A 26,345-nucleotide genomic window follows, 5' to 3' on the forward strand; every position below is an offset into this window, starting at 1 on the left:
TGAGAAAAAAATCAAAAAAAAAGGCATCCTTTTGGGATGCCTTTTAGTGATACTAAGTCTAATTAATTGAAGATATATCTCACACCGAACTGCATGCTCCAAGTAGTTCCAAAACCAGATGCATTTTGGAATGGAGTCAATGGAAGCTGGTTAGAAACTCTGTTCATGATCAAGTTTGGAGCGGTAGTTACGTTTCCAGATCTGGTCAACAAGTTTTGTCCATTGTTCAGATTCTGCTGAATTCCCCAATCAGATTTCAACAAGTTTCCAAAGTTCACGATATCCAAAGAAAGCTGAAGGGTATTTTTGTTTTCTCCGATATTGGTGAAGATGTCTTGCAATATTCTTACGTCGAATCGGTTCAACCAAGGAAGCAAGAACTCGTTTCTTGGAAGGTATTGACCTCTGTATTTTTCCAAACCGTTGTCTGCCACAAACTTGTCAAACGCTTGTCTTTGCTCCTGAGCAGTGAAGACTACATTACCGCTTGAAAGGATGTCCACAAAGTTCAATTCAGAAGAATTCACTGGAAGGAAGATCAAATCAGCATTGATACCATCTCCATTGAAGTCATTGCTATACGTGTAGGAGAATCTGCCTTGATGTGCACCATTGTAATACACACCAAAAGTGGTCGCCAACTTACCATACTCAAGTTTGTAGCTCAAGTTTGCCATCACTCGGTGAGGGATTGCAAAGTTTGAGGTCCACAGTCTCTGATCGTTTGGATTGTTGATGTTTGGCGATGCACCCCAAGCAGAGCTTGCAGAAGATCCAGCGTTGGCAGATACTTCTTTAGCAGCTGAATAAGTATAGTATACCGATCCAGTCAAACCTTTCACGTTCAAGAAAGACAATCCAACCGTAGCACTAAATGCATTCCCTTTCAAGGTAGTGTTAGTCAATACTTGAGAGTTATTAGCACCTAAAGCAGAGTTGTAAGCAACTGAAGTACCTGGTAAAACAACCTCACGAGTATCACCCGCATAGTTCATTTTAGTAGGTGAAGTAGCTCGGTTTGCTCCATATTGGAATACACCATTGATATCTCTTGTGTAAAGGATGTCAGTGGTCAAAAGGAGTGGAGTGTTTGGAATTGAATAGTCTGCACCCAAGCTTGATCTCCATACCATCGGCATTCTAAACTCATCATCTACTAGTGCAAATGAACTTGGAGCACCTGCTCTAGGATTAGAGATAAATACGTTTTCTGCACCAGCAGGTGGATTCTTCACATAGTAATAAATGTCTTGTGGCTGGAAGGTAACGTTTCCAATCCAGCTTGCGATTTGGCTATAGCTTCCTGGTTCTACGTTATTCTGCAATACACCAGCACCAGTTGGCATGTTAGTCAACCAAACAAAAGGAACTCGACCAGAAAATGCTCCAGAACCACCTCGGATTACCAAGCTACGGTCACCATTTACGTCATAGTTAAAACCTACTCGAGGAGAAACCATCAATCGAGACTTAGGCCATGCACCTGAGTCATAATTTTTAGGGTCGCCATTTACATCCAAGAAAGTAAGGTCATTGATTGACTCATTTGGAGTAAGCTTATTCAAATAAACTGGCAACTCAGCACGTACACCGTAAGTCAAAGCCAATTTATCAGTGGCTTGGAATCTATCTTGGAAATAAAGTGAACCAAGACCGAAGTTAACTCGAGCATATGTTTCTTGACCCTCGTATGGATAAGTCAAAGCAAACATGATAGGTGCAACTTCATTAGCCGTACCAGTAGTCAAGAAGTCTTCAACAGACAAATATCTGTAGTAGGAAGTACCAGCACGAACGAAGGAGTTACCAAATTTTTGGATTTCAAAAGCAGCACCAGCAGTGAAGGTGTGCTTGCCTTTGATGTAAGTCAAGTTGTTAATGAATGAATAGTTATCGTTGATTACTTCATTGTTGTAAGAGAACAATTCAGTACCAAAACTCATGTAGTTGTTTCCGTTTGGATCTCCATCCCAAATGTCTACGAATGGGAAAATTTGATCACTAGGAGTTGTTCTTCTATCTCTGATTCTAGAATAAGTAGCCAAAAACTGGTTAGAAACAGTATTTGAGAAGTAGCTGTTCAATTCAGCTGTAACTGAGCGAACTGAGTTTTCGAAACCATAGTTTCCATTTTCAAACGTGATGGAGTTTTGAGAAACTCGGTTTGTGCTAGATCTTGGTCTAGGTCCAGAAGAACCGTTAGCCAATTGATTGGAGATACCAACTACTTGGTTGTAACGGACTGCAAGTTTATGCTTGCTATTGATATTCCAGTCAATTCTACCCAATACTTTGGTGCTGTAATCAAGTGCTTCACTTGCATATCCTTCGTATCTGCCTGGGTCATATCCCCAAACATTGATCAAGTGATTTCTTACTGCCTCAAGATCTGAGACTGTAGTTCGAGCGATATTGTTTTCAGGATCGGCGATACCGTTGGTAGAAGGTCTCCAAAGGTTCACCCCAGATGCGTTTCCACCTGTATTTTCTTCTCTTTCTACGTTTGCGAAGAAGAACAATTTGTTCTTAATGATTGGACCACCAAGTCTAAAACCAAAGTTTTTAGTAGCTGCATCCACTGGCTGCAATTCATTATCTCCAATTTTCTTACCCTGAAGATCCTGATTTTTCAAAAAGTAGTAGGCAGAACCTTTGAAGGTATTTGTACCAGATCTCGTTACTGCGTTGATACCAGCACCTGTAAAGCCAGACTGGGTTACATCAAATGGAGCAATGTTTACAGAAATTTCTTCGATTGCATCCAAAGAGATTGGCTGAGAATTTCCACCTGGAAGTGGGTTGCTGCTCAATCCAAATCCGTTGTTAAAGTTTGCACCATCAACTTGGAAGTTGTTGTAACGAGCATCTCTACCAGCAAATGAATTACCACTAGCCTGAGGAGTCAATCGAGTGAATTCAGTTACACTTCGGTTGATTTGAGGTAAGTTAGAAAGCTGCTGATTGTTAACGTTTGTAGCAGTACCTGTACGGTTTGAGTCAAATTCAGAGGATTTATTTCCTGTGATTACCACCTCATTCAATTCAGTACTGTCATCTCTTAAGGTCACGTTAATACCATAAGGTTCACCCAATCTTAGGATAATTCCGCTGTAAGACTGAGTCGCATAACCGATGAAACTTACTTGAACGGTGTAAGGACCACCGATTCTCAAGTTTGGAAGGTTAAAACGTCCTTCTAAATTGGTTACTGCTCCGTATCGTGTGCCAGATGGTTCGTGCACAGCAACTACGTTTGCACCAGGTAAGGTCTCACCCTTACTGTCAACCACCACACCTTGCATGGAGCTAGTGGTTACCTGTGCTTCAGCAAATCCCAATCCTAAGAAAAGGACCACAAAGCAACCGATAATGAATCGTAAATTTTGCCTCATAATTTTTTGTTTTGGTAAAGTTGGTTTTGATTTAAAATCCCTGCAAAGGTAAGGTACACTACCAGTACAGCTTGGTAGTTTTCGTTAAATTTTGCACTGCAAATTTCACAATTTTTAACGAAAGCTTAACATGCTGACTCAAACATTTTTAGCGTAATAAATTCGAAATCAACACTTTTTTAACCCCTCAAATAAAAAATTCGCTGAAATTGTAACTAAAATGAGGTAATATTTGGACGATTTGGAGAAAACGTAAAAAATCAAAATTTCCATATCTGTTTCCGTTATTAAACCATTATTACATATATTAATTTAGTTTGTTTAACTAATTCAAAATTTAATTTGGCTTGAGAGATCGAAATATTATCTGGCTTTATGTGTTTTTGGCAGCAACTATCGCCGACCTTACGTTTATGATTTCAGGGGAAAATTTTAATCGGTTTTTTTCAAAACCGCTGATTCTTTTGGGTCTAATCCTTTACTTTTTTAGAATTTCCAGAACAATCTCCTCCACCATCCTTACAAAATCGATACTTGGAGCTTTGATTTTTTCATGGCTTGGAGACATCCTGCTTCTTTGGCCAAAGCTTTTTGTCTATGGCTTAGGATCTTTTCTTATCGCCCATATTTGCTATATCATCGGATTTAGACTTGCTCAAAATTCAGATCAATTTCGAAAACCTGATTTTATCAAATCCTTTTTCTACAATCTCCCTATCTACCTCGGAGCTTCCCTAGTTTTTTATTTTATAAATCCCGGGCTTGGCAGCCTAAAAATCCCAGTTATCGCATACATTCTCGTTATTGTCGGGATGGTAGCTACTGCGAGAGATCGCTTCAAAAAGTGTAATCCTAGTTCCTTTTGGCAAGTAATGATTGGCGCTAGTTTATTTTTTATTTCGGATGGAATCATCGCCATCAGTAAATTTTACCATGACTTTGCTGAAGCCGGAATTTTAATAATGGGCACTTATGCAACTGCCCAGCTATTGATCGTGATGGGAATTCGTTCCTATCTGATTGCGCAGAAATAAAAAAAGGGCCGAGGCCCTAATTTTATTTTCTCAATGCTACTTGGATCGAAAGTTCTTGAAGTTGATCCTCTGAAATTGTACTTGGAGAATCAATCATCACATCCCTACCAGAGTTGTTTTTTGGGAAAGCGATGTAATCTCGGATTGAATCAGAACCTCCGAAGATGGCACAAAGTCGATCAAAGCCAAATGCAATTCCTCCGTGAGGAGGAGCTCCATATTCAAAAGCCTCCATTAGAAACCCGAATTGCTTTTGTGCTTCCTCGTCCGTGAATCCAAGGTGTTTAAACATGAGCTGCTGAGTAGCTCGATCATGGATTCGGATAGATCCTCCTCCCACTTCTACCCCATTAATCACCAAATCATACGCATTTGCTCGTACAGCCCCTGGATCAGTATCCAAAAGTGCAATATCCTCACGCTTTGGAGAGGTAAATGGATGATGCATGGCATGGAATCGCTGGGATTCATCATCCCATTCGAGTAATGGGAAGTCCACTACCCAAAGTGGTTTGAATACATTCCGATCACGAAGTCCGAGATCTTCGCCCATTTTGAGTCGAAGTTCAGAAAGTTGTTTGCGGACTGATTTAGCATCGCCACTAAGTATAAGCATCAAGTCACCAGGTGCTGCACTGAATTTATTTGCTATTTGTTGCAAATCTTCCGGGGAATAGAATTTATCTACACTTGACTTTAAAGTCCCATCAGCATTAAATCGAATGTAAACAAGCCCTTTAGCACCGATCTGAGGCCTTTTAACCCAATCAGTAAGCTCATCGATTTGTTTTCTAGTATACTCAGCGGCTCCTTTTGCACAGATCCCAACGACTAGCTCAGCCTGATCAAAAATTGAAAAACCCTTGCCTTGGGCTACCTCATTAAGTTCGACAAATTTCATATCAAATCTTAAATCAGGTTTATCGTTGCCATAAAATCTCATGGCATCAGCAAAGGTCATGTGATCTACCTGGCCCAAATCAATCCCCTTGACAGATGAAAACAAATGTTTCACCAATCCTTCAAACGTATTTAAAATGTCCTCTTGAGAAACAAAGGCCATTTCACAGTCAATCTGAGTAAACTCAGGCTGTCTATCAGCTCTTAAATCTTCATCTCGGAAACATTTTACAATCTGAAAATATCGGTCAAAACCACTGACCATCAATAATTGCTTAAATGTCTGAGGAGATTGTGGGAGTGCATAAAATTCTCCCGGATTTACCCGACTTGGCACAACAAAATCACGGGCACCTTCGGGAGTAGACTTGATTAACACAGGAGTTTCTACCTCGATGAAGTTTTGTCCATCCATGTATCTCCTTGTTTCCTGCATCATGCGATGACGCAATTGGAGTTTTTCACGAACCACATTTCTCCGAAGATCGAGATAGCGATATTTCATTCTTAGCTCATCTCCCCCATCTGTTTCATCCTCAATAATAAATGGAGGGACTTTGGCAGCGTTGAGGACTTCCAGGCTTGAAACTTTAATTTCAATTGCCCCTGTAGGCATTTTGTCGTTCTTTGAAGTCCGCTCAATAACTACGCCTTGGGCTTGAATCACAAACTCCCGACCTAATTGAGCTGCCTTATCCAACAAGCTTTTGTCGGTACTTCCTTCCTCAAAAATCAATTGGGTAACTCCATATCGATCTCGAAGGTCGACCCAAATCAACCCTCCTTTATTTCTTACTCGCTGAACCCAGCCAGCTAAAGTTACTTCTTGATTTACATGATCAAGGCGAAGTTCGCCGCATGTATGGCTTCTCAACATTGCTTAATGGTTTACCTTAGAATTAGGGAGGTCAAAGATAAATATTTGGATCAGAGTAATCCATCAATCATTTAAAGATTCATAGCAAGAAGGGGAAATTCATGAAAAATCTTTCGAAGAAATGGTTAAAAATTAAAAACTTCAAAATCAACCTATTTTCTTTCGAGCCGATCCAATTCCTTCAATCTTGCCAAAATTGGCCTGAAATTCGTGCTTTAATGCTCTCAAACTTGCAAAAACGGGCCGAATTTGCTTGTTTGAACTGATTTTCACTCGATTAAAAATATAGCCTCAATGAAAAAGAAATGGATTGGTATCGCTGCTTTAATACTAAGCTTGGCGGCCACCTTGCTTTTCCAAATTAATACCAACAATGGGTTTTCATTTTCCACATTTTCGGAAGAAAAACCTGATTCTGATTCTACTCAGATTGAAGAAAAAAAAGAGGTCTATCTATACGGTATTAATGTAACCGATTTCACAATTGTGGAAGGAAAGGTGAATAAAAATGAAACCCTTGCTACAATTCTTTCCCCATTCAATGTCCCTTATGGCATCATAGATCAGATAGCTAAAAAATCCAAGGAAGTATTTGATGTGCGAGGCATAGCTGCAAACAAGAAGTTTACTATTCTCACCGAATCCAATACCTCAAAGGCTCAATTTTTCATTTACGAACCAAATCCTGCTGAATTTGTCGTGTTCGACTTAGACTCGTTAGAAATTTATAAAGCAGAAAAGCCTGCAATTTTTCGAAAAAAAGAAGCTTCAGGAATCATAACCAGTTCACTTTATCAGGCAATGGTTGACCAGGGTATTTCGCCCGAAATCATTGATGAGTTTGCCGATTTATATGGATGGTCTGTTGACTTTCAAAGCTTACAAAAAGGCGATTTATACAAAGTGATATTTGAAGAAAAGTTGATTGAAGACCAAGTGGTAGGGGTTTCGGGAATTCAACTTGCCTATTTCGAGCATAAGGGAGAACCTCTTCACGCCATTCCTTTTGAACAAAATGGTCAAGTTTCATTTTTTGATCAAAATGGGAATAGTTTCAAAAAAGCATTTCTTAGAGATCCTCTTAAATACACGAGGATCAGTTCTAGATATAACTTAAAACGATTCCATCCTGTCCAAAAACGATATAAAGCGCATTTGGGCACAGACTATGCCGCTCCAACAGGAACTGAAATTAGATCGGTGGGAGATGGAACAGTGGTCGAAGCGAAATACACTTCAGCAAATGGGAATTATGTGAAAATCAAACACAACGGAACCTACACCACTCAATATCTGCACATGTCAAAAATCGGAAAAGGGATAAAACCTGGAACCCGAATTAAGCAAGGTCAAGTTATTGGATATGTTGGAAGTACTGGATTAGCGACAGGACCGCACCTTTGTTTTAGATTTTGGAAAAATGGAAAGCAAGAGGATTGGTTGAAGGAAAAAATCCCACCATCCGAACCTATTTCTGCTGCAAACAAATTGGCATTCCAAGCCAAAAAGGATAAAGCTATGAAACTACTTGCTCAGCTAAATCCGAACTCCAAATCGTCAGAAAAAAATCTCGAAATGATCAAGACAGACATTTCGGAATAAATTTAGTTCAATCCTAGTTTAAAAGGTGGATCAAGTAGGCAACGACTTAAAATCCACCTTTCTTAGTTTTTATGGCAGAAGAAAATTCAATTCGAATTAACAAATACTTGAGCGAAGTTGGGTTTTGCTCACGAAGAGCTGCTGACATACTTCTCGAACAAAATCGAATTACCATCAATGGAAAAATCCCAGAATTAGGAACAAAAGTATTTCCTAGGGATGAAGTTCGGGTAGATGGAAAACTAGTAGGAAAGCCCAAACAAAACCATGTTTACATTGCATTCAACAAGCCAGTTGGAATCGTATCCACTACCGATACTAAAGGAGAGAAGGATAACATTATTGATTATATCGGCCATAAAGACCGGATTTTCCCAATCGGGAGATTGGACAAAGAAAGTGAAGGTCTGATCCTTCTCACGAGTGAAGGGGATATTGTTAATAAAATTCTACGATCAAAAAACAACCACGAAAAAGAATATGTGGTTACAGTAGACCGGCCAATAACGGAAGGATTCATCCAAAGGATGAGCTCAGGTATCCCAATTCTTGGAACCATTACTAACCCTTGTAAGGTAGAGCGCTTAAACCGATTCAAATTTAAAATCATTTTGACACAAGGTTTAAATCGACAGATTAGGCGAATGTGTGAATATTTGGGCTACAATGTGAAGCAACTGAAACGAATTCGAATCATGAATATTCATCTCGACCTACCAGTCGGCAAATGGAGGGATTTGACAGAAAAGGAACTCGCAGTTTTAAATGAATCAATTCAAGATAGTAGCAAAACCATTTGAACCAGTCTTAAAAAATTGGAAATATACCCGTAAAGAAAACAAAAGGCCTCTTGAATAAGAGGCCTTTTGTACTTAAACTAATCCATCAAAAAATTACATAGTATCCACTTTTTTCTGACGACCAGTATAGCCAAACGAAAGCTTACCGATTCTTAGCTCAGTTCTTCTATTCAACTGATGCATGGCAGGAGTACAAGTTACGTCATTGCAATCATGAATAGGACGAGTCTCTCCAAACCACTTGTATTCTAGTCTGTTTTGCTCAATACCACGATTGTTAAGGTAATCCATAACTACCTTAGCTCTGCGCTCAGAAAGTTTTTCATTGTAGTCGTCTGTTCCTCTTTGGTCAGTATGACCTTCGATGTAAAGCATCAAAGTAGGAAGTCGCTTCAACATAGCCGCAGTTCGCTCAAGCTCCTGCTTATGTACCGAACGCAACATTGATTTATCAAAATCAAAATAGATCGTTGGAATATCATTAATCTCTTCCTGAATCTTATTGAACAAGTCTTCAGGCTGGCAGAAATCCATGTCCTTAAGCTCTTGTGGAATATCATACTGCTTAGTAGGATCTGGGAAGGCCTCAAGGACAAGTTCAGATCTTCTATTCAATTGATGGTTTTCTTCAGAACATGGTTTGCCATTTCCGCAATCATTGATCAATTGACTTTCACCAAACCATTCTAGGCGAACTCGATCAGCACTTATTCCTTTTGCTCCCAAATATTCTGTAACAGCTTTAGCTCGATTGTTAGATAGAGTGATGTTGTATTCATCGGAAGCTCTTGAATCTGTATGGGAAGCAACAAGCAAGTCCAAGAAGGAGTACTTTTTCATCAAATCAGCAAGTTTATCCAAGGCAGGCATTGCATCTTTCCGAATGACAAATTTGTCAAGATCATAATAAACAATGTCCACATGCACAGGAAGCTGATAAGGAATAGGAACTAGTTTATATTCCTTTTTGAGTGTATCACCTTCAAAACCTTTGGTAGTGATATTTTCATCAGTTAAGGTAAAATAACCAGGCTTGGAAATGCTAATTCCAAAATCACTATCTGGTTCAAGTTGAGCAGTCAACTCTCCCTTTGGATTTCTAGCTGTTGGAACCATGATTCCACGTGTCTTATCTCTGAAAGTAGCTAAGTATGAATCTGTAATCACGTCACCATTACAATCCAAAACTCTGGCTAAGAATTGCTTATACATTTCTTTTGCCATGTATAAGTCGTCAAGACCCATTCCACCTTTACGATTGGAAGAAAGATAAACTGTCTTGTCTTTGTCTTCCCTGTAAGCGAAGTCGTCTGCAAGAGAGTTGACTGGTGCACCCATATTGGTCACACCCGATACAGAAGTAGGAGAATAGCTAGCTTCAAAAATATCTAATCCACCCATTCCCTTATGTCCATCAGATGAAAAGTAAAATTTAGATCCTTTTCTAAATGGGTGAGTCTCATTACCTGACGTATTTACAGAAGTACCAAGATTTACTGGCTGTTGAAAATTCAGTTCATCATCAAATTCAGAATAGTAAATATCATATCCTCCTTGCCCACCGGGCATGTCTGAAACAAAATACAGACGTTTTGCTTCTTCGTCAACAAAAGGATGCATGACGGCATATTTTAATGAGTCATTGAATGGAAACGCTGTGAATCCTTCCAACTTACCGTCTGGACCAACTTTACTGAAGTAAATTTCAGGTTGAACGGTAATGTTATCCTGTCTTTTTACCTTTTTGATGGATCTAGTAACTGAATAGAACAAAAGATTTTTCTGACTCGCATAGCTAGGATCTGAAAAATTCATCGTTCCGGGTACGTTCGAAATAACTTCAGAAACTTGTCCCTCATTATTTTTCATGTAAACATTAAAATAACCTCGGTCAGTGTAATCACTTTTCTCATCAGAGAAATATTTATTTCTTCCATCTATTCTTATTGCTGGCATTTTACTAGGCATTGATCCGCCTCTATCAGACACAAAGTACATAGCACCGCCCATGCCAGGAGCAAGAGAGAAATCAGACTCTGTAGAATTAAGATCATCAATTGCAGTAACCTTCAGATTTCTTACAGATTTTCCAGAGAAAGAATTCCAAGAATCAATTGTGCTAGGATCAAAACCCTTTGCCTGAATGGTAGATTTTGCATCCTGAACTTGTTCAGTCAAATGCCCTGCATGCAATAGTTGCATGAACTCTTCCTGAGTTGCCTCTTGGTATCCAGCAACTGTTTTCCACCAAGTATAAGCTTGGTCATAATCCCTTACTTGATCATAAGCTTTTGCAATTTTGACTGCAGTTTCAAAATTTGGTTTTTTAGCATAAGCCTCTTTATAAACATCGATGGCATGCTTGTAATTCATGAGAACCATCTGCTCGTCTGCATATCGAACCTTCGATTTCTGCGCATAAACTCCGCTAGTTACTCCAAGAATCACTAGGGAAGCGAGGCTGAATATTTTTAGTAGATTTTTCATAATCAGAACCATCTTTGGTTTTTCATTTTAGCAGTACGCGGAATCATATAATACCCAATCGAGAATTCATGAGAATTGGATCGGTAATCCTGCAATACGTTAAGGTTATGATCATATGCATATCCTATTCGTAATCTATCGGTGGCAAAAATCTCAAGCACAGCTGCTACCGCATTTCTATTCGACAGGTTAGCTTCTAGGTTGTCGTTCCAAATTTTCATGTTGGATCGATACGATCCACCAATCCAGATTCGTTCGAAAAACAAAAACATCCCATTGATATCGTAGTTAGTCGGAGCGCCTTTAACCTCTTTAATCAAGAAACTTGGCTTGAATTGAATATTATCAGAAAGTGGAATTAATGCGCCAGCCGTCAAATAATAATGAAAGTCATGATAGGCCAAAGCGATATCTTCTCTCTCCAATGCTTTTTTACCGATCATGTTGTAAACACTGAATCCAGCATAGAATCTTGGAGTGTGGAAGAATAATCCAGAATTAAGGTTAGGAGTAAACAAGTTAACTCTACCTTCTGGTAGAAGGATATCTGGACGATCATTGGGATCCAACTCACTTCCGTCAATCACGTATTCTGAAAATCCAGCACTAACTCCTAGACCTAAATGGCTTCTAGCACCAGTTTGGATTCTATAAGCATAAGTAAGGAGACCACTTGTAGTACGAGCTGGACCAAGATTATCTGATAGTAAAGATATTCCAAATCCCATGGTACCCTCATTCGCACTTAGGTCAGCTGTTACAGTGAAGGTCTCCGGAGAACCGGGAAACCTTACCCATTGGGAACGATAGGTTGACTGAAGATAGGGTTCTCCCTTGTAACCTGCATATCCTGGATTAACATGGAGCCCATTGAATATGTATTGGCTGAACTGAGGAAGTTGCTGGCCAAAAGTCTCTCTGGTGGCCATAAAGGCCACCAAAAGAGTCATTCCAATGATTTTAAAAGTCGTTTTCATAATTTCTGAGGTTATTCTTTAATTACCTGAATCCATCCTGTGTACTCGTGTACCTTACCTGATTGATCGGTCAACTTCAAGACGTAATAGTAAGTACCAGCTACTTGTCCCGGCGCATTCCAATCATTTTGGTAATTTTTCTTTTCGAGGACGTGGTCTCCATATCTGTTGAAGATGACGATCTCGCTACTTGCAAATTTCCCTAGGCCTTTGATCTCGAAGGTATCATTGTCCCCATCATTATTTGGAGTGATCACATTCGGGATTCTAAATGGCAGTACTTGATTCACATCAGTAGCGGAATTATTTGCATCATTAGTATCATCTTCTTCAGAATCAACCACCACCACATTTTGGATCGAACCAGCATTACCTGCTTTTACTGTAATTCGAATAGTTACCACCCCATCTGCAGGTATGAATGGTACATTCCAAGTAATTGTGGAACCACTTACTGTAGGCGCACCGACCTGAATTTGTGAATCACTTACGCTTGCCACTCTTGAACTCAAATAAGTTAGACTTGCAGGTAGGTTATCAACAATGGTCACTCCAGATGCAGGCGTTCCTCCGATATTTCGAACTACAATTTCATATTCAAATTCGTCGCCTTCGTAGATCTCAGCACCAAAACTGGTCTTGGTTACAGAAAGGTCAACGTTGTCGTTCAATATTCTAAAGACTACTGTAGCATCGTCACTATTATCAGGGAAGAGGGTTTCTCTTAAGGTATAACCTAGAGTGTAACTTCTTACTTCATTCACACCTGGGATTAGGCTGAGTTCGCCATTTTCGTCGATCAAGAGACCGATGATTCCGTCAAGCTCAGTGAATTCGAAGTCAACATCATCTGGATCAGGACGCTGACCTTCAAGGAGATCATTGTCTAGGATATTTCCTATGACACCACCGAAGCTGATGAAGTGAGCTCCAAAGTCATCATTATTAGCGATGATTTCAACTTCAACATCCAGACATCTGATTCCAAAATCCATATCAAGGAATACTAATTGATCACTAATGACTGTGCGAGTGATTTCATTGCCAGTGGTCACTCCGCATCTCACCTCAGTTCTGCTGGCATTAATACCCATAATTCGGGCGCCAGCATCAGGAAGAACTTTGACCAAACCAGTACCTCTCATTCGCTGAGCTTCTGTATCCAGGAATTCATCGATTGTGAGAGTTGCAGTATAGTCACCAAATCCAGCTTCAGGACGGGTTCTCCAGTAGCCGAGGATTCCCACAATCACATCATTTTCAAATCCGTTTGGCCCAGTCACTTTAATGTTAGCGCTTTGAGCATTACCGAAGCCGGCCTTGTTCAATTCACCTTCGTTTTCAGGACCATCATATCTACCATCTCCGTTGAGATCAAACCACTCCCATTCGCTGATGTCAATTGCTTGACCTTGGATAGGATTCTGAGTTACTTGACCGTCATTGTTGGCATCAAACCATTCATTTTGGATACCATCACCGTTGAGATCGTACCATACAAAATCTCCTAACACTGGACCATCGTAGGTTCCATAACCGAAGTTTTTGGTTTGATAGATACACACCTCGATATCTGTGAAGAACAATGAACTTGCAACTGGATAAAGGCCTCTTGTTGCGTTAAGATTTGCATCTTGAACTTGTAGCAAATAACTACCAGCAGGGAAGTCCTTAAAGGAGTATCTACCATCTGCACCAGTTACTACGATCTTGATAGTTCCAGGAGTACTGCCTTGAGGAATCAACGTTACCGGAACCCCTACCAATGGCTCACCGGTCATATCATTGAATATTGTACCAGTGATCAGAGTTCTGTCCATACAAAGAATTTCAACCAACTCCTCAGCCTCTTCGCTTCTTTCTTCCTCTGTCACAGGATCAGTGTAGGTAGCAGTTGCCACGTTTACAATTGTTTCTTGAGCAGCAACATCATCGATGGTTACTATATAGCTCGTCTCGAATGAAACTGCCTGACCTGGCTCAAGTACATCTATTACCTCAGAAAGTCCAGTCTTCGGATCTTCGACAGATACACTGGTAAGTGTGATATTTCCAATGTTGGTTACAGTAATGGTATAGTTGATTACTTCGCCTTCATCTTGCACACCTTCTACATCCGCTACTTTAGTAATCTGAATATCTGTCCTTCTAGCAATTGGAGTCTCAACTTCAACCTCGTCGGAAGGATCATCACCGTCAGGGCTGTCACCAGTGGTCAAAGCAGTGTTCAATACGAAGCCTGCGTTCACGTCTGACTGAGTCACTGTGTAGCTGGTCGTTCTGATTGCTGACTGACCTGGGTTAAGCGTTCCCACGTTTTCTTCATATCCAGTCAATGGGTCAGTAATCACCACATTGGTCAAGGTTACATTTCCAGTGTTGGTCGCTGTCAAGGTGTATGTAATCACATCACCTGCTGCATCTACCTCGGCTCCATTGTCTGTCTTCACAATCTGGATCGATGGGTTACGCTGAATCGGTGTCTCCTCTTCAGTCTCATCGCTTGGATCGTTTCCGTCAGGGCTGTCACCAGTGGTCAAAGCAGTGTTCAATACGAAGCCTGCGTTCACGTCTGACTGAGTCACTGTGTAGCTGGTCGTTCTGATTGCTGACTGACCTGGGTTAAGCGTTCCCACGTTTTCTTCATATCCAGTCAATGGGTCAGTAATCACCACATTGGTCAAGGTTACATTTCCAGTGTTGGTCGCTGTCAAGGTGTATGTAATCACATCACCTGCTGCATCTACCTCGGCTCCATTGTCTGTCTTCACAATCTGGATCGATGGGTTACGCTGAATCGGTGTCTCCTCTTCAGTTTCATCGCTTGGATCGTTTCCGTCAGGGCTGTCACCAGTGGTCAAGGCAGTGTTCAACACGAAGCCTGCGTTCACGTCTGACTGAGTCACTGTGTAGCTGGTCGTTCTGATTGCTGACTGACCTGGGTTAAGCGTTCCCACGTTTTCTTCATATCCAGTCAATGGGTCAGTGATCACCACATTGGTCAAGGTTACATTTCCAGTGTTGGTCGCTATCAAGGTGTATGTAATCACATCACCTGCTGCATCTACCTCGGCTCCATTGTCTGTCTTCACAATCTGGATCGATGGGTTACGCTGAATCGGTGTCTCCTCTTCAGTTTCATCGCTTGGATCGTTTCCGTCAGGGCTGTCACCAGTTGCCAAAGCAGTGTTCAACACGAAGCCTGCGTTCACGTCTGACTGAGTCACTGTGTAGCTGGTCGTTCTGATTGCTGACTGACCTGGGTTAAGCGTTCCCACATTTTCTTCGTATCCAGTCAATGGGTCAGTAATCACCACATTGGTCAAGGTTACATTTCCAGTGTTGGTCGCTGTCAAGGTGTATGTAATCACATCACCTGCTGCATCTACCTCGGCTCCATTGTCTGTCTTCACAATCTGGATCGATGGGTTACGCTGAATCGGTGTCTCCTCTTCAGTCTCATCGCTTGGATCGTTTCCGTCAGGGCTGTCACCAGTGGTCAAAGCAGTGTTCAATACGAAGCCTGCGTTCACGTCTGACTGAGTCACTGTGTAGCTGGTCGTTCTGATTGCTGACTGACCTGGGTTAAGCGTTCCCACGTTTTCTTCATATCCAGTCAATGGGTCAGTAATCACCACATTGGTCAAGGTTACATTTCCAGTGTTGGTCGCTGTCAAGGTGTATGTAATCACATCACCTGCTGCATCTACCTCGGCTCCATTGTCTGTCTTCACAATCTGGATCGATGGGTTACGCTGAATCGGTGTCTCCTCTTCAGTCTCATCGCTTGGATCGTTTCCGTCAGGACTGTCACCAGTGGTCAAGGCAGTGTTCAACACGAAGCCTGCGTTCACGTCTGACTGAGTCACTGTGTAGCTGGTCGTTCTGATTGCTGACTGACCTGGGTTAAGCGTTCCCACGTTTTCTTCATATCCAGTCAATGGGTCAGTGATCACCACATTGGTCAAGGTTACATTTCCAGTGTTGGTCGCTGTCAAGGTGTATGTAATCAAATCACCTGCTGCATCTACCTCGGCTCCATTGTCTGTCTTCACAATCTGGATGCCTGGAGTCTGTGTAAAGCATTCTGTTACAGTACTTGGCTCCGCACTTAGAATCACTTCGTAAGCATCCTCTTCTAAACCTTCACTTGGAAGCTGTTCACCAAAATATTCTCTAATTTCTGCGATTGCAGTATTTTCATAACAACCACCGTCAATCAACTCCTGGGATATTTCAACAATTACTTGTCTTGTATCCTCCGCATTTGGAGCCAATTCAGTAATCATCCAATTATCGCCTGTCTTAATGTCTTCAACATAGATGTTAAACAGAGTAGTATTTCCAGTATTCTTAACAGTTACATTGAACACCAAATCTCCACCTAAAACATCCGCATTCGAAGCCACTGTTTTATTGATTGCAAGACTTTGATTTTGACATAGAGTAAGTATCAAGCTATCCGTGTCTGATACCGTCTCATCATTGGTAGTCACCTCTACTGAGTTCTCGATCATTCCAGCATCAACATCTTTCTGAGTTACCGTATAGGTAGCTTTGTATGTCCAGGTCTCGGTTACATCAAGTTCTCCGTCTTCATCAGAATCGCCTTCGACAAACTCGATCGCTGAAAGATTCGGCATCTCGTCAGTCACTTCAACTCCACCCAAGGATACGTTTCCTGTGTTGGTTACTGTGAAGGTGTAGGTAATTACTGTTTCACCAGCAATCACTTCGTAGCAGTCTGATTCTCCGTCTACTTCCAAGCTGGATGTCTTGGTCACATTGATGCCCTTATCCTGACATAGAGTAAGTGTCAAGCTATCCGTGTCTGATACCGTCTCATCATTGGTAGTCACCTCTACTGAGTTCTCGATCATTCCAGCATCTACATCCTCCTGAGTTACCGTATAGGTAGCTTTGTATGTCCAGGTCTCGGTTACATCAAGTTCTCCGTCTTCATCAGAATCGCCTGCGACAAACTCGATCGCTGAAAGATTCGGCATCTCGTCAGTTACTTCAACTCCACCCAAGGATACGTTTCCTGTGTTGGTTACTGTGAAGGTGTAGGTAATTACTGTCTCACCAGCAATCACTTCGTAGCAGTCTGATTCTCCATCTACTTCCAAGTTGGATGTCTTGATCACATTGATACCCTTATCCTGACATAGAGTAAGTGTCAAGCTATCTGTGTCTGATACCGTCTCATCGTTGGTAGTCACCTCTACTGAGTTCTCGATCATTCCAGCATCAACATCTTTCTGAGTTACCGTATAGGTAGCTTTGTAAGTCCAAGTCTCGGTTACATCAAGTTCTCCGTCTTCATCAGAATCGCCTTCGACAAACTCGATCGCTGAAAGATTCGGCATCTCGTCAGTCACTTCAACTCCACCCAAGGATACGTTTCCTGTGTTGGTTACTGTGAAGGTGTAGGTAATTACTGTTTCACCAGCAATCACTTCGTAGCAGTCTGATTCTCCGTCTACTTCCAAGCTGGATGTCTTGGTCACATTGATGCCCTTCTCTTGTGGCAAAATAGTTTCTTCATCGTCGCTTGAAGGTCCAGTTTCATTAGAATCAGCGGTAGCCGTATTTCTAACTATTCCAGCATCAATATCATCCTGAGTAAGGGTATAAGTAGCTGTAAATGTTAATCCGCTATCTTCTCCTACTTCAAGATCAATTGGCCCGCCATTTACTGTCACCATAGGATCGGTAACGGTTACTCCAGTTAGTTTAACATTACCTGTATTGGTTACAAGGAATGTATACTTGATCGTTTCACCTTCATTTGCAAGGTTATCAGAATTTTCATCTACAAATTCTCCAGATTTTACAATAGAAAGTGAGCAATCATTTATAGTTAAGGTAACCGGAGTTCTCTTACTTACACAGCCAAATTCAGATACTGCCTCTGCCCAATAAGTTACAGTGCCAATTTCATTTAAGGTTGGAAGACCTTGAATTGGCGTCAAACTTTCTACAGATGAATACCATCTGATTGTTTCATTCTCATTTACTGTTACTTCAGCAATTAATTCTTGAACTGGATCTATTGCACAGACTGTTTGATTTCCTTTAGAAACCGGGGCTTCTACTTCATAATAGCTCACTGTTACTGTGGCGGTTGCCGCTTCTGTACATGGTGCTGTCGCTGCTACAGTATAAGTATACACATTGCCAACATTGCTCCAGCTTCCTCCTGCATCAGGGGTGCCGGTCAACGCAGCAAACAATTCTGATTCCGTAGGGGTAGTGCCCTCGCATAGCGTCAACGTTCCGTTGCCTCCCGCATCAGGACCATCCTGGTAGCTCACTGTTACTGTGGCGGTTGCCGCTTCTGTACATGGTGCTGTCGCTGCTACAGTATAAGTATACACATTGCCAACATTGCTCCAGCTTCCTCCTGCATCAGGGGTGCCGGTCAACGCAGCAAACAATTCTGATTCCGTAGGAGTAGTGCCCTCGCATAGCGTCAACGTTCCGTTGCCTCCTGCATCAGGACCATCCTGGTAGCTCACCGTTACTGTGGCGGTTGCCGCTTCTGTACATGGTGCTGTCGCTGCTACAGTATAAGTATACACATTGCCAACATTGCTCCAGCTTCCTCCTGCATCAGGAGTGCCGGTCAACGCAGCAAACAATTCTGATTCTGTTGGGGTAGTGCCCTCGCATAGCGTCAACGTTCCGTTGCCTCCTGCATCAGGACCATCCTGGTAGCTCACCGTTACTGTGGCGGTTGCCGCTTCTGTACATGGTGCTGTCGCTGCTACAGTGTAGGTATACACATTGCCATCATTGCTCCAGCTTCCTCCTGCATCAGGGGTGCCGGTCAACGCAGCAAACAATTCTGATTCCGTAGGGGTAGTGCCCTCGCATAGCGTCAACGTTCCGTTGCCTCCTGCATCAGGACCATCCTGGTAGCTCACTGTTACTGTGGCGGTTGCCGCTTCTGTACATGGTGCTGTCGCTGCTACAGTATAAGTATACACATTGCCAACATTGCTCCAGCTTCCTCCTGCATCAGGGGTGCCGGTCAACGCAGCAAACAATTCTGATTCCGTAGGAGTAGTGCCCTCGCATAGCGTCAACGTTCCGTTGCCTCCTGCATCAGGACCATCCTGGTAGCTCACCGTTACTGTGGCGGTTGCCGCTTCTGTACATGGTGCTGTCGCTGCTACAGTATAAGTATACACATTGCCAACATTGCTCCAGCTTCCTCCTGCATCAGGAGTGCCGGTCAACGCAGCAAACAATTCTGATTCCGTTGGGGTGGTACCCTCGCATAGCGTCAACGTTCCGTTGCCTCCTGCATCAGGACCATCCTGGTAGCTCACTGTTACTGTAGCGGTTGCCGCTTCTGTACATGGTGCTGTCGCTGCTACAGTGTAGGTATACACATTGCCATCATTGCTCCAGCTTCCTCCTGCATCAGGGGTGCCGGTCAACGCAGCAAACAATTCTGATTCCGTTGGGGTGGAGCCCTCGCATAGCGTCAACGTTCCGTTGCCTCCTGCATCAGGACCATCCTGGTAGCTCACTGTTACTGTGGCGGTTGCCGCTTCTGTACATGGTGCTGTCGCTGCTACAGTGTAGGTATACACATTGCCATCATTGCTCCAGCTTCCTCCTGCATCAGGGGTGCCGGTCAACGCAGCAAACAATTCTGATTCCGTAGGGGTAGTGCCCTCGCATAGGGTCAACGTTCCGTTGCCTCCTGCATCAGGACCATCCTGGTAGCTCACCGTTACTGTGGCGGTTGCCGCTTCTGTACATGGTGCTGTCGCTGCTACAGTATAAGTATACACATTGCCATCATTGCTCCAGCTTCCTCCTGCATCAGGGGTGCCGGTCAACGCAGCAAACAATTCTGATTCCGTAGGGGTAGTGCCCTCGCATAGCGTCAACGTTCCGTTGCCTCCTGCATCAGGACCATCCTGGTAGCTCACTGTTACTGTTGCGGTTGCCGCTTCTGTACATGGTGCTGTCGCTGCTACAGTGTAGGTATACACATTGCCATCATTGCTCCAGCTTCCTCCTGCATCAGGGGTGCCGGTCAACGCAGCAAACAATTCTGATTCCGTAGGGGTAGTGCCCTCGCATAGCGTCAACGTTCCGTTGTCTCCTGCATCAGGACCATCCTGGTAGCTCACTGTTACTGTGGCGGTTGCAGCTTCTGTACATGGTGCTGTCGCTGCTACAGTGTAGGTATACACATTGCCATCATTGCTCCAGCTTCCTCCTGCATCAGGGGTGCCGGTCAATGCAGCAAACAATTCTGATTCCGTAGGGGTAGTGCCCTCGCATAGCGTCAACGTTCCGTTGCCTCCTGCATCAGGACCATCCTGGTAGCTCACCGTTACTGTGGCGGTTGCCGCTTCTGTACATGGTGCTGTCGCTGCTACAGTATAAGTATACACATTGCCAACATTGCTCCAGCTTCCTCCTGCATCAGGAGTGCCGGTCAACGCAGCAAACAATTCTGATTCTGTTGGGGTGGAGCCCTCGCATAGCGTCAACGTTCCGTTGCCTCCTGCATCAGGACCATCCTGGTAGCTCACCGTTACTGTGGCGGTTGCCGCTTCTGTACATGGTGCTGTCGCTGCTACAGTATAAGTATACACATTGCCAACATTGCTCCAGCTTCCTCCTGCATCAGGAGTGCCGGTCAACGCAGCAAACAATTCTGATTCCGTTGGGGTGGTACCCTCGCATAGCGTCAACGTTCCGTTGCCTCCTGCATCAGGACCATCCTGGTAGCTCACTGTTACTGTAGCGGTTGCCGCTTCTGTACATGGTGCTGTCGCTGCTACAGTGTAGGTATACACATTGCCATCATTGCTCCAGCTTCCTCCTGCATCAGGGGTGCCGGTCAACGCAGCAAACAATTCTGATTCCGTTGGGGTGGAGCCCTCGCATAGCGTCAACGTTCCGTTGCCTCCTGCATCAGGACCATCCTGGTAGCTCACTGTTACTGTGGCGGTTGCCGCTTCTGTACATGGTGCTGTCGCTGCTACAGTGTAGGTATACACATTGCCATCATTGCTCCAGCTTCCTCCTGCATCAGGGGTGCCGGTCAACGCAGCAAACAATTCTGATTCCGTAGGGGTAGTGCCCTCGCATAGGGTCAACGTTCCGTTGCCTCCTGCATCAGGACCATCCTGGTAGCTCACCGTTACTGTGGCGGTTGCCGCTTCTGTACATGGTGCTGTCGCTGCTACAGTATAAGTATACACATTGCCATCATTGCTCCAGCTTCCTCCTGCATCAGGGGTGCCGGTCAACGCAGCAAACAATTCTGATTCCGTAGGGGTAGTGCCCTCGCATAGCGTCAACGTTCCGTTGCCTCCTGCATCAGGACCATCCTGGTAGCTCACTGTTACTGTTGCGGTTGCCGCTTCTGTACATGGTGCTGTCGCTGCTACAGTGTAGGTATACACATTGCCATCATTGCTCCAGCTTCCTCCTGCATCAGGGGTGCCGGTCAACGCAGCAAACAATTCTGATTCCGTAGGGGTAGTGCCCTCGCATAGCGTCAACGTTCCGTTGTCTCCTGCATCAGGACCATCCTGGTAGCTCACTGTTACTGTGGCGGTTGCAGCTTCTGTACATGGTGCTGTCGCTGCTACAGTGTAGGTATACACATTGCCATCATTGCTCCAGCTTCCTCCTGCATCAGGGGTGCCGGTCAACGCAGCAAACAATTCTGATTCCGTAGGAGTAGTGCCCTCGCATAGCGTCAACGTTCCGTTGCCTCCTGCATCAGGACCATCCTGGTAGCTCACTGTTACTGTTGCGGTTGCCGCTTCTGTACATGGTGCTGTCGCTGCTACAGTGTAGGTATACACATTGCCATCATTGCTCCAGCTTCCTCCTGCATCAGGGGTGCCGGTCAACGCAGCAAACAATTCTGATTCTGTTGGGGTGGTACCCTCGCATAGCGTCAACGTTCCGTTGCCTCCTGCATCAGGACCATCCTGGTAGCTCACTGTTACTGTTGCGGTTGCCGCTTCTGTACATGGTGCTGTCGCTGCTACAGTGTAGGTATACACATTGCCAACATTGCTCCAGCTTCCTCCTGCATCAGGGGTGCCGGTCAACGCAGCAAACAATTCTGATTCCGTAGGGGTAGTGCCCTCGCATAGCGTCAACGTTCCGTTGCCTCCTGCATCAGGACCATCCTGGTAGCTCACCGTTACTGTGGCGGTTGCCGCTTCTGTACATGGTGCTGTCGCTGCTACAGTATAAGTATACACATTGCCAACATTGCTCCAGCTTCCTCCTGCATCAGGGGTGCCGGTCAACGCAGCAAACAATTCTGATTCCGTAGGGGTAGTGCCCTCGCATAGCGTCAACGTTCCGTTGCCTCCTGCATCAGGACCATCCTGGTAGCTCACCGTTACTGTGGCGGTTGCTTCTACCGGACAAGGAGAATTAGATGACAATGTGTAAGTATAAACATTACCAACATTGGTCCAAATTCCTCCTGTATCAGGAGAACCTCCTAAGGCAGCAAATAACTGGGATTCAGTTGGGGATGCTCCTTCACATAGGATTAAATCCCCATTAATTCCTGGATTCAATACAACAGGTACTGGCTGAGGATTGATGGTAACAACAGCAGGAGAACTTATACATCCATCCGCTGATTTTACTGTGACACTGTATTGACCTGGATTAAGATTATTAAATACATTGGAATCCTGATAGTCAACACCATCAATAGAATATGTAAAATTATTTCCTGTTGGGGCTGAAACTGTTATTGCACCTGTAGCTACTTCACAAGTTGGCTGAGTTAAGGATGTTGTAGGCGAACCAGGAGTGACAGGTTGATCTGGCACACTAACCTGAGCTGTTCGAATACATTCATTTGATAGTTTAACCCTAACTGTATATAGACCAGGAGTGAGATTATTAAAGGTATTAGATTCTTGGTAATTCTGACCATCAATTGAATAGGTAGCCCCACTTACTTGACCTACTGTTATACTACCAACTGCAACAGAACAAGTAGGCGCAGTGATTTCAGTTTCCACATCAAATGCCGTAGGATAAGATAGATCCTCAATTCTTGTTACAGATACAGCTGGATTCTGAGAATCAGTTACTACCAATCTTACTTGTGATGCAGAATTATCACTATAGGTATGAACAGGATTAGCTGTAGTATTATCAATGATACCATCATTATTGAAGTCCCATGCATAGGTATAAGGAGAAACACCACCATTTACATCTGAGGTAAAGTAGAAAGTATAACCAGAATCTCCATAACAACTTGTGTAATCGATATCTGCTGAAAGTGGAGCGGAAACAAAGATTTCATCCAAGCACTCACTTTGAGCTTTGTTGTAGTCACCACAATCTACTGGAATAGAATTGGGATTTGTCAACCACACCAAAAGGATATTGGTCATTCTCAATTCATCGCCACATTGCCAACCATCAATTTTTTGGATAACTCTTTTAACCACACCTTGCGCACCAACATCAATTAACCCTATGTATGAGTTTATTTGAATTGGAGTTGCAGATTCACCAATAAACAATTTGGCGAAAAGTCTTGTCTCATACCGAGCTGTATTGGAATTCTGTTGAATTTCTACAGTTATGTATACATCTTGCTGTACTCCATCCTCACAAGTTCCAGTAATTCTGTTTCCGTTTACATCACTTAGATAGACTGCTGGGAAGTTCAAATTGTTGGTGGTGCAGTTAAAATCTTCTGGCTCACATGGAGGAAAATCCGGGCCTTCACTCACCAAAATCATCGCTTCTACAATTGGGCTTTCACATCCAGCTGCATTAACTTCACTTACATACTTTTTATAAGTACCAAGTGTATTACTGTTAATGCTTGGAGTGCCATTTAATGGTGTACCCCCAGCAGGAGAGTCGTACCATCTTAAAGTATTATTCGAATTTTTCTTATTTGCCTTAAATTCATAATTACCTGAATTCTTGGCTACTGAAAACGAAAGGCCTTCGGGAGCTTCAGCTAAAGAATTTACGACAACTGTCTTATTTACAGTAGAGGTACAATTATTCTCAGTTACCGTGTAAGTAACATTAGCTTGACCTACCGCAATACCAGTAACTAGTCCTTCATCAGAAATAGAAATCAAATTTGGAGTAGTCGTGCCCCAAATTCCACCAAGAGTTCCACTTTCCATTTGTGAAGTCCCACCTACACAGACATCTTGACCTTGGATAGGATCAATAGTCGGCAAAGCATTCACTGTAATATTCGCAGTATTAGAAGTGGCTGACCTACAGTTACCAGTGACTACTACATAGTACCATGTTTCTCCTATCTGAGTAGTAGAAGGAGTATAAGTAGAGTTAGTAGCACCATTGATTAGAGTTCCTCCAGTGTTGGAATTGGTCGTATTGGAATACCACTGATAAGTTTTTGTTCCTGTTCCAGAAACAACAACCTCTAAAGGAGCGGCGTTTTGATTTACACAATAAGTAGCGGGATCTGGTTGATCCGTAAAAGTTATAGGTACAATTGTACTTGCAATGGTAATTTTATAATCTTCGACCTCACCATTCAAAGCTCCACCATCAGGACCCAATCCTCCTGCAGTATTAATTCTAAAACGCATATAACTGTCACCTGGAACTGCGTCACAAGGAACAGGAATTTGCAATTGAGTATTCGTGGATGTACCAGAGACAGCTTGGTTGGTAACTATCTGCTCTCCAGCATCATTAAAATCACCATCTCTATTCCAATCTATCCAAGCATTTATCTGTCCGGTACCACGAGTATTTACAGTGATTGTCTTATTCTGATTGGCATCAAAAGATCCAGAAAATGAAATTCCATCCTCATCATCCTCGGTTGAACTAGGATCGTCAGAATTCAAATCATCACCATCCGCATTTACACTTGGAAAGGATCCATTTTCTCTATCGACAATAGCTCCAAACCTCGGAGTGATATTTGAAGGAGAAACGTTTGACGGCGTGGTATGTGATGGAGTTCCATAACTTGCAGGTGCATCGCCATAATCGGCGGCCCCAACCTGGAAATCATCTATACAAGAAACATAAAAAGAAAAATATCGGCTATTTTGAGCTTCACTTCTTCTATAGCGAAGTCCAAACCTCCATCTAAAGGTTTGGATATTTACAAAATCAACTTTTACTATACGTTCAAAAACATTCGTAGGAATCGGATTACCTCCACTTTCTGCTGAACTTCCAGTATTATCTTGATATCGGGTGCCAAAGGGCGCTGGCTCACTCAATTCATCCAAATTATCCTCAGCACCATTTCCAAATGATATATTTCCTAAACTTCCATTTCCAGCAGAGACCGCTTGAAACTCATGAAAATTGCTATCCCCATCGATATCAATCAAGTAGGCTGTAAAATTCGGGATAGTTACAGGAGTACTAGTTCCAGAAAGAACAAACTCATATCTAAAAGTTGCCCATCCATTATTATCACGTCTAGTAGATCCATCGCCACTCAAAATTGGTTGAAGTGCGGTAGGATAACCTGAATCGGTATCATCAAAAGCTGAAATTTTACTTCTGACTTCGTCTTCGATTGTCACAATCGCGTCAACAACCGTTCCTCCTGGTAGTGTTACCACATTGGAAAAACGATAACTAGCCCCTGGATTTAGATTAGCTCCAGATCCACCATTTGGATTTCCCAAATAGGTTGGATTTTGAAAACTTAGCGGTGGGACACCACCAGAACAGAATTCTGTTTCAGATTGGACTCTTCCATTCAATGGAGCTGTTGTTCGTAGCATCCTTGCATTAGAAGAAGATTTTAAGGCATTAAAATCAATGGCCGGAATAATGTCAGGCTTAACTTGAACTGCCTTTAGATCATTTTCAGTCTGACCAAATGATGGAAGAACTGCGATTAACAAAAAGATCCAAACTAGAAGTCCATAAAATCTTAAAGGCTTCAGTTGGTTTAAAAATCCATTGCCCATAAAACTTCGAGCAAATTGATTATTGGATAACCTGTCCATATTCTTAGAATTTAAAATTTTTCGAGTTCGTAATTCTGTTTCTATACTTTTCTCATTTTCAATCCTTTAGAAAAATTTTAGCTTAAAAATTTCAGCGATCTTTTTCAAAGGACCATCCAGATTCTTTGACTTTTTTTGATTTCAAAATCAGATTTCAATTCAAAGTCACTTATTTGCCATAAAAATACACTTTAATGTATTTCATATCCAAGTCTTTTTGAATCTTTTTTTATTTGTAATGCATTTTTTTTAATGTGAAATTATTTTTTGGTG

General features: G+C 42.8%; 8 protein-coding genes. 3 read left to right on the top strand and 5 right to left on the bottom strand.

Annotated elements, in window-relative coordinates; all coding sequences use genetic code 11:
* Nucleotides 1-62: 62 nt before the first annotated feature.
* Nucleotides 63-3,392, bottom strand: a complete 3,330-nt coding sequence (locus AO498_RS01840; protein WP_067542953.1) for a TonB-dependent receptor — start codon at nucleotides 3,390-3,392, stop codon at nucleotides 63-65.
* A 347-nt stretch (nucleotides 3,393-3,739) separates the two neighbouring features.
* On the opposite strand from AO498_RS01840, the gene AO498_RS01845 reads away from it, so the two are divergent.
* Nucleotides 3,740-4,426, top strand: a complete 687-nt coding sequence (locus AO498_RS01845; RefSeq protein WP_067542956.1) for a lysoplasmalogenase — start codon at nucleotides 3,740-3,742, stop codon at nucleotides 4,424-4,426.
* Between the two features lie 22 nt (nucleotides 4,427-4,448).
* On the opposite strand, the gene aspS is transcribed toward AO498_RS01845, so the two are convergent.
* On the bottom strand, nucleotides 4,449-6,203 hold the full coding sequence (aspS, locus tag AO498_RS01850) for an aspartate--tRNA ligase (RefSeq protein WP_067542959.1): 1,755 nt from the start codon (nucleotides 6,201-6,203) through the stop codon (nucleotides 4,449-4,451).
* Between the two features lie 294 nt (nucleotides 6,204-6,497).
* On the opposite strand from aspS, the gene AO498_RS01855 reads away from it, so the two are divergent.
* Nucleotides 6,498-7,805 (top strand): M23 family metallopeptidase, encoded by a 1,308-nt coding sequence (locus tag AO498_RS01855; RefSeq protein ID WP_067542962.1) that lies wholly within the window; start codon nucleotides 6,498-6,500, stop codon nucleotides 7,803-7,805.
* A gap of 71 nt (nucleotides 7,806-7,876) precedes the next feature.
* On the top strand, nucleotides 7,877-8,605 hold the full coding sequence (gene rluF / locus AO498_RS01860; protein WP_067542965.1) for a 23S rRNA pseudouridine(2604) synthase RluF: 729 nt from the start codon (nucleotides 7,877-7,879) through the stop codon (nucleotides 8,603-8,605).
* A 93-nt stretch (nucleotides 8,606-8,698) separates the two neighbouring features.
* Here rluF and AO498_RS01865 read toward each other — a convergent pair whose 3' ends face one another.
* The 3 genes from AO498_RS01865 to AO498_RS01875 are packed head-to-tail and all read right to left on the bottom strand — an operon-like array spanning nucleotide 8,699 to nucleotide 26,072.
* A complete protein-coding gene (locus tag AO498_RS01865; RefSeq protein WP_236778626.1) occupies nucleotides 8,699-11,092 on the bottom strand; it encodes an OmpA family protein in 2,394 nt (797 codons plus the stop codon).
* Nucleotides 11,093-11,094: 2 nt separating this feature from the next.
* Nucleotides 11,095-12,069 (bottom strand): PorP/SprF family type IX secretion system membrane protein, encoded by a 975-nt coding sequence (locus AO498_RS01870; protein WP_067542971.1) that lies wholly within the window; start codon nucleotides 12,067-12,069, stop codon nucleotides 11,095-11,097.
* Between the two features lie 11 nt (nucleotides 12,070-12,080).
* Nucleotides 12,081-26,072 (bottom strand): DUF7507 domain-containing protein, encoded by a 13,992-nt coding sequence (locus tag AO498_RS01875; RefSeq protein WP_067542974.1) that lies wholly within the window; start codon nucleotides 26,070-26,072, stop codon nucleotides 12,081-12,083.
* Nucleotides 26,073-26,345: the final 273 nt, after the last annotated feature.

The sequence above is a fragment of the Algoriphagus sanaruensis genome (assembly GCF_001593605.1).
GTDB classification, from domain to species: Bacteria; Bacteroidota; Bacteroidia; order Cytophagales; family Cyclobacteriaceae; genus Algoriphagus; species Algoriphagus sanaruensis.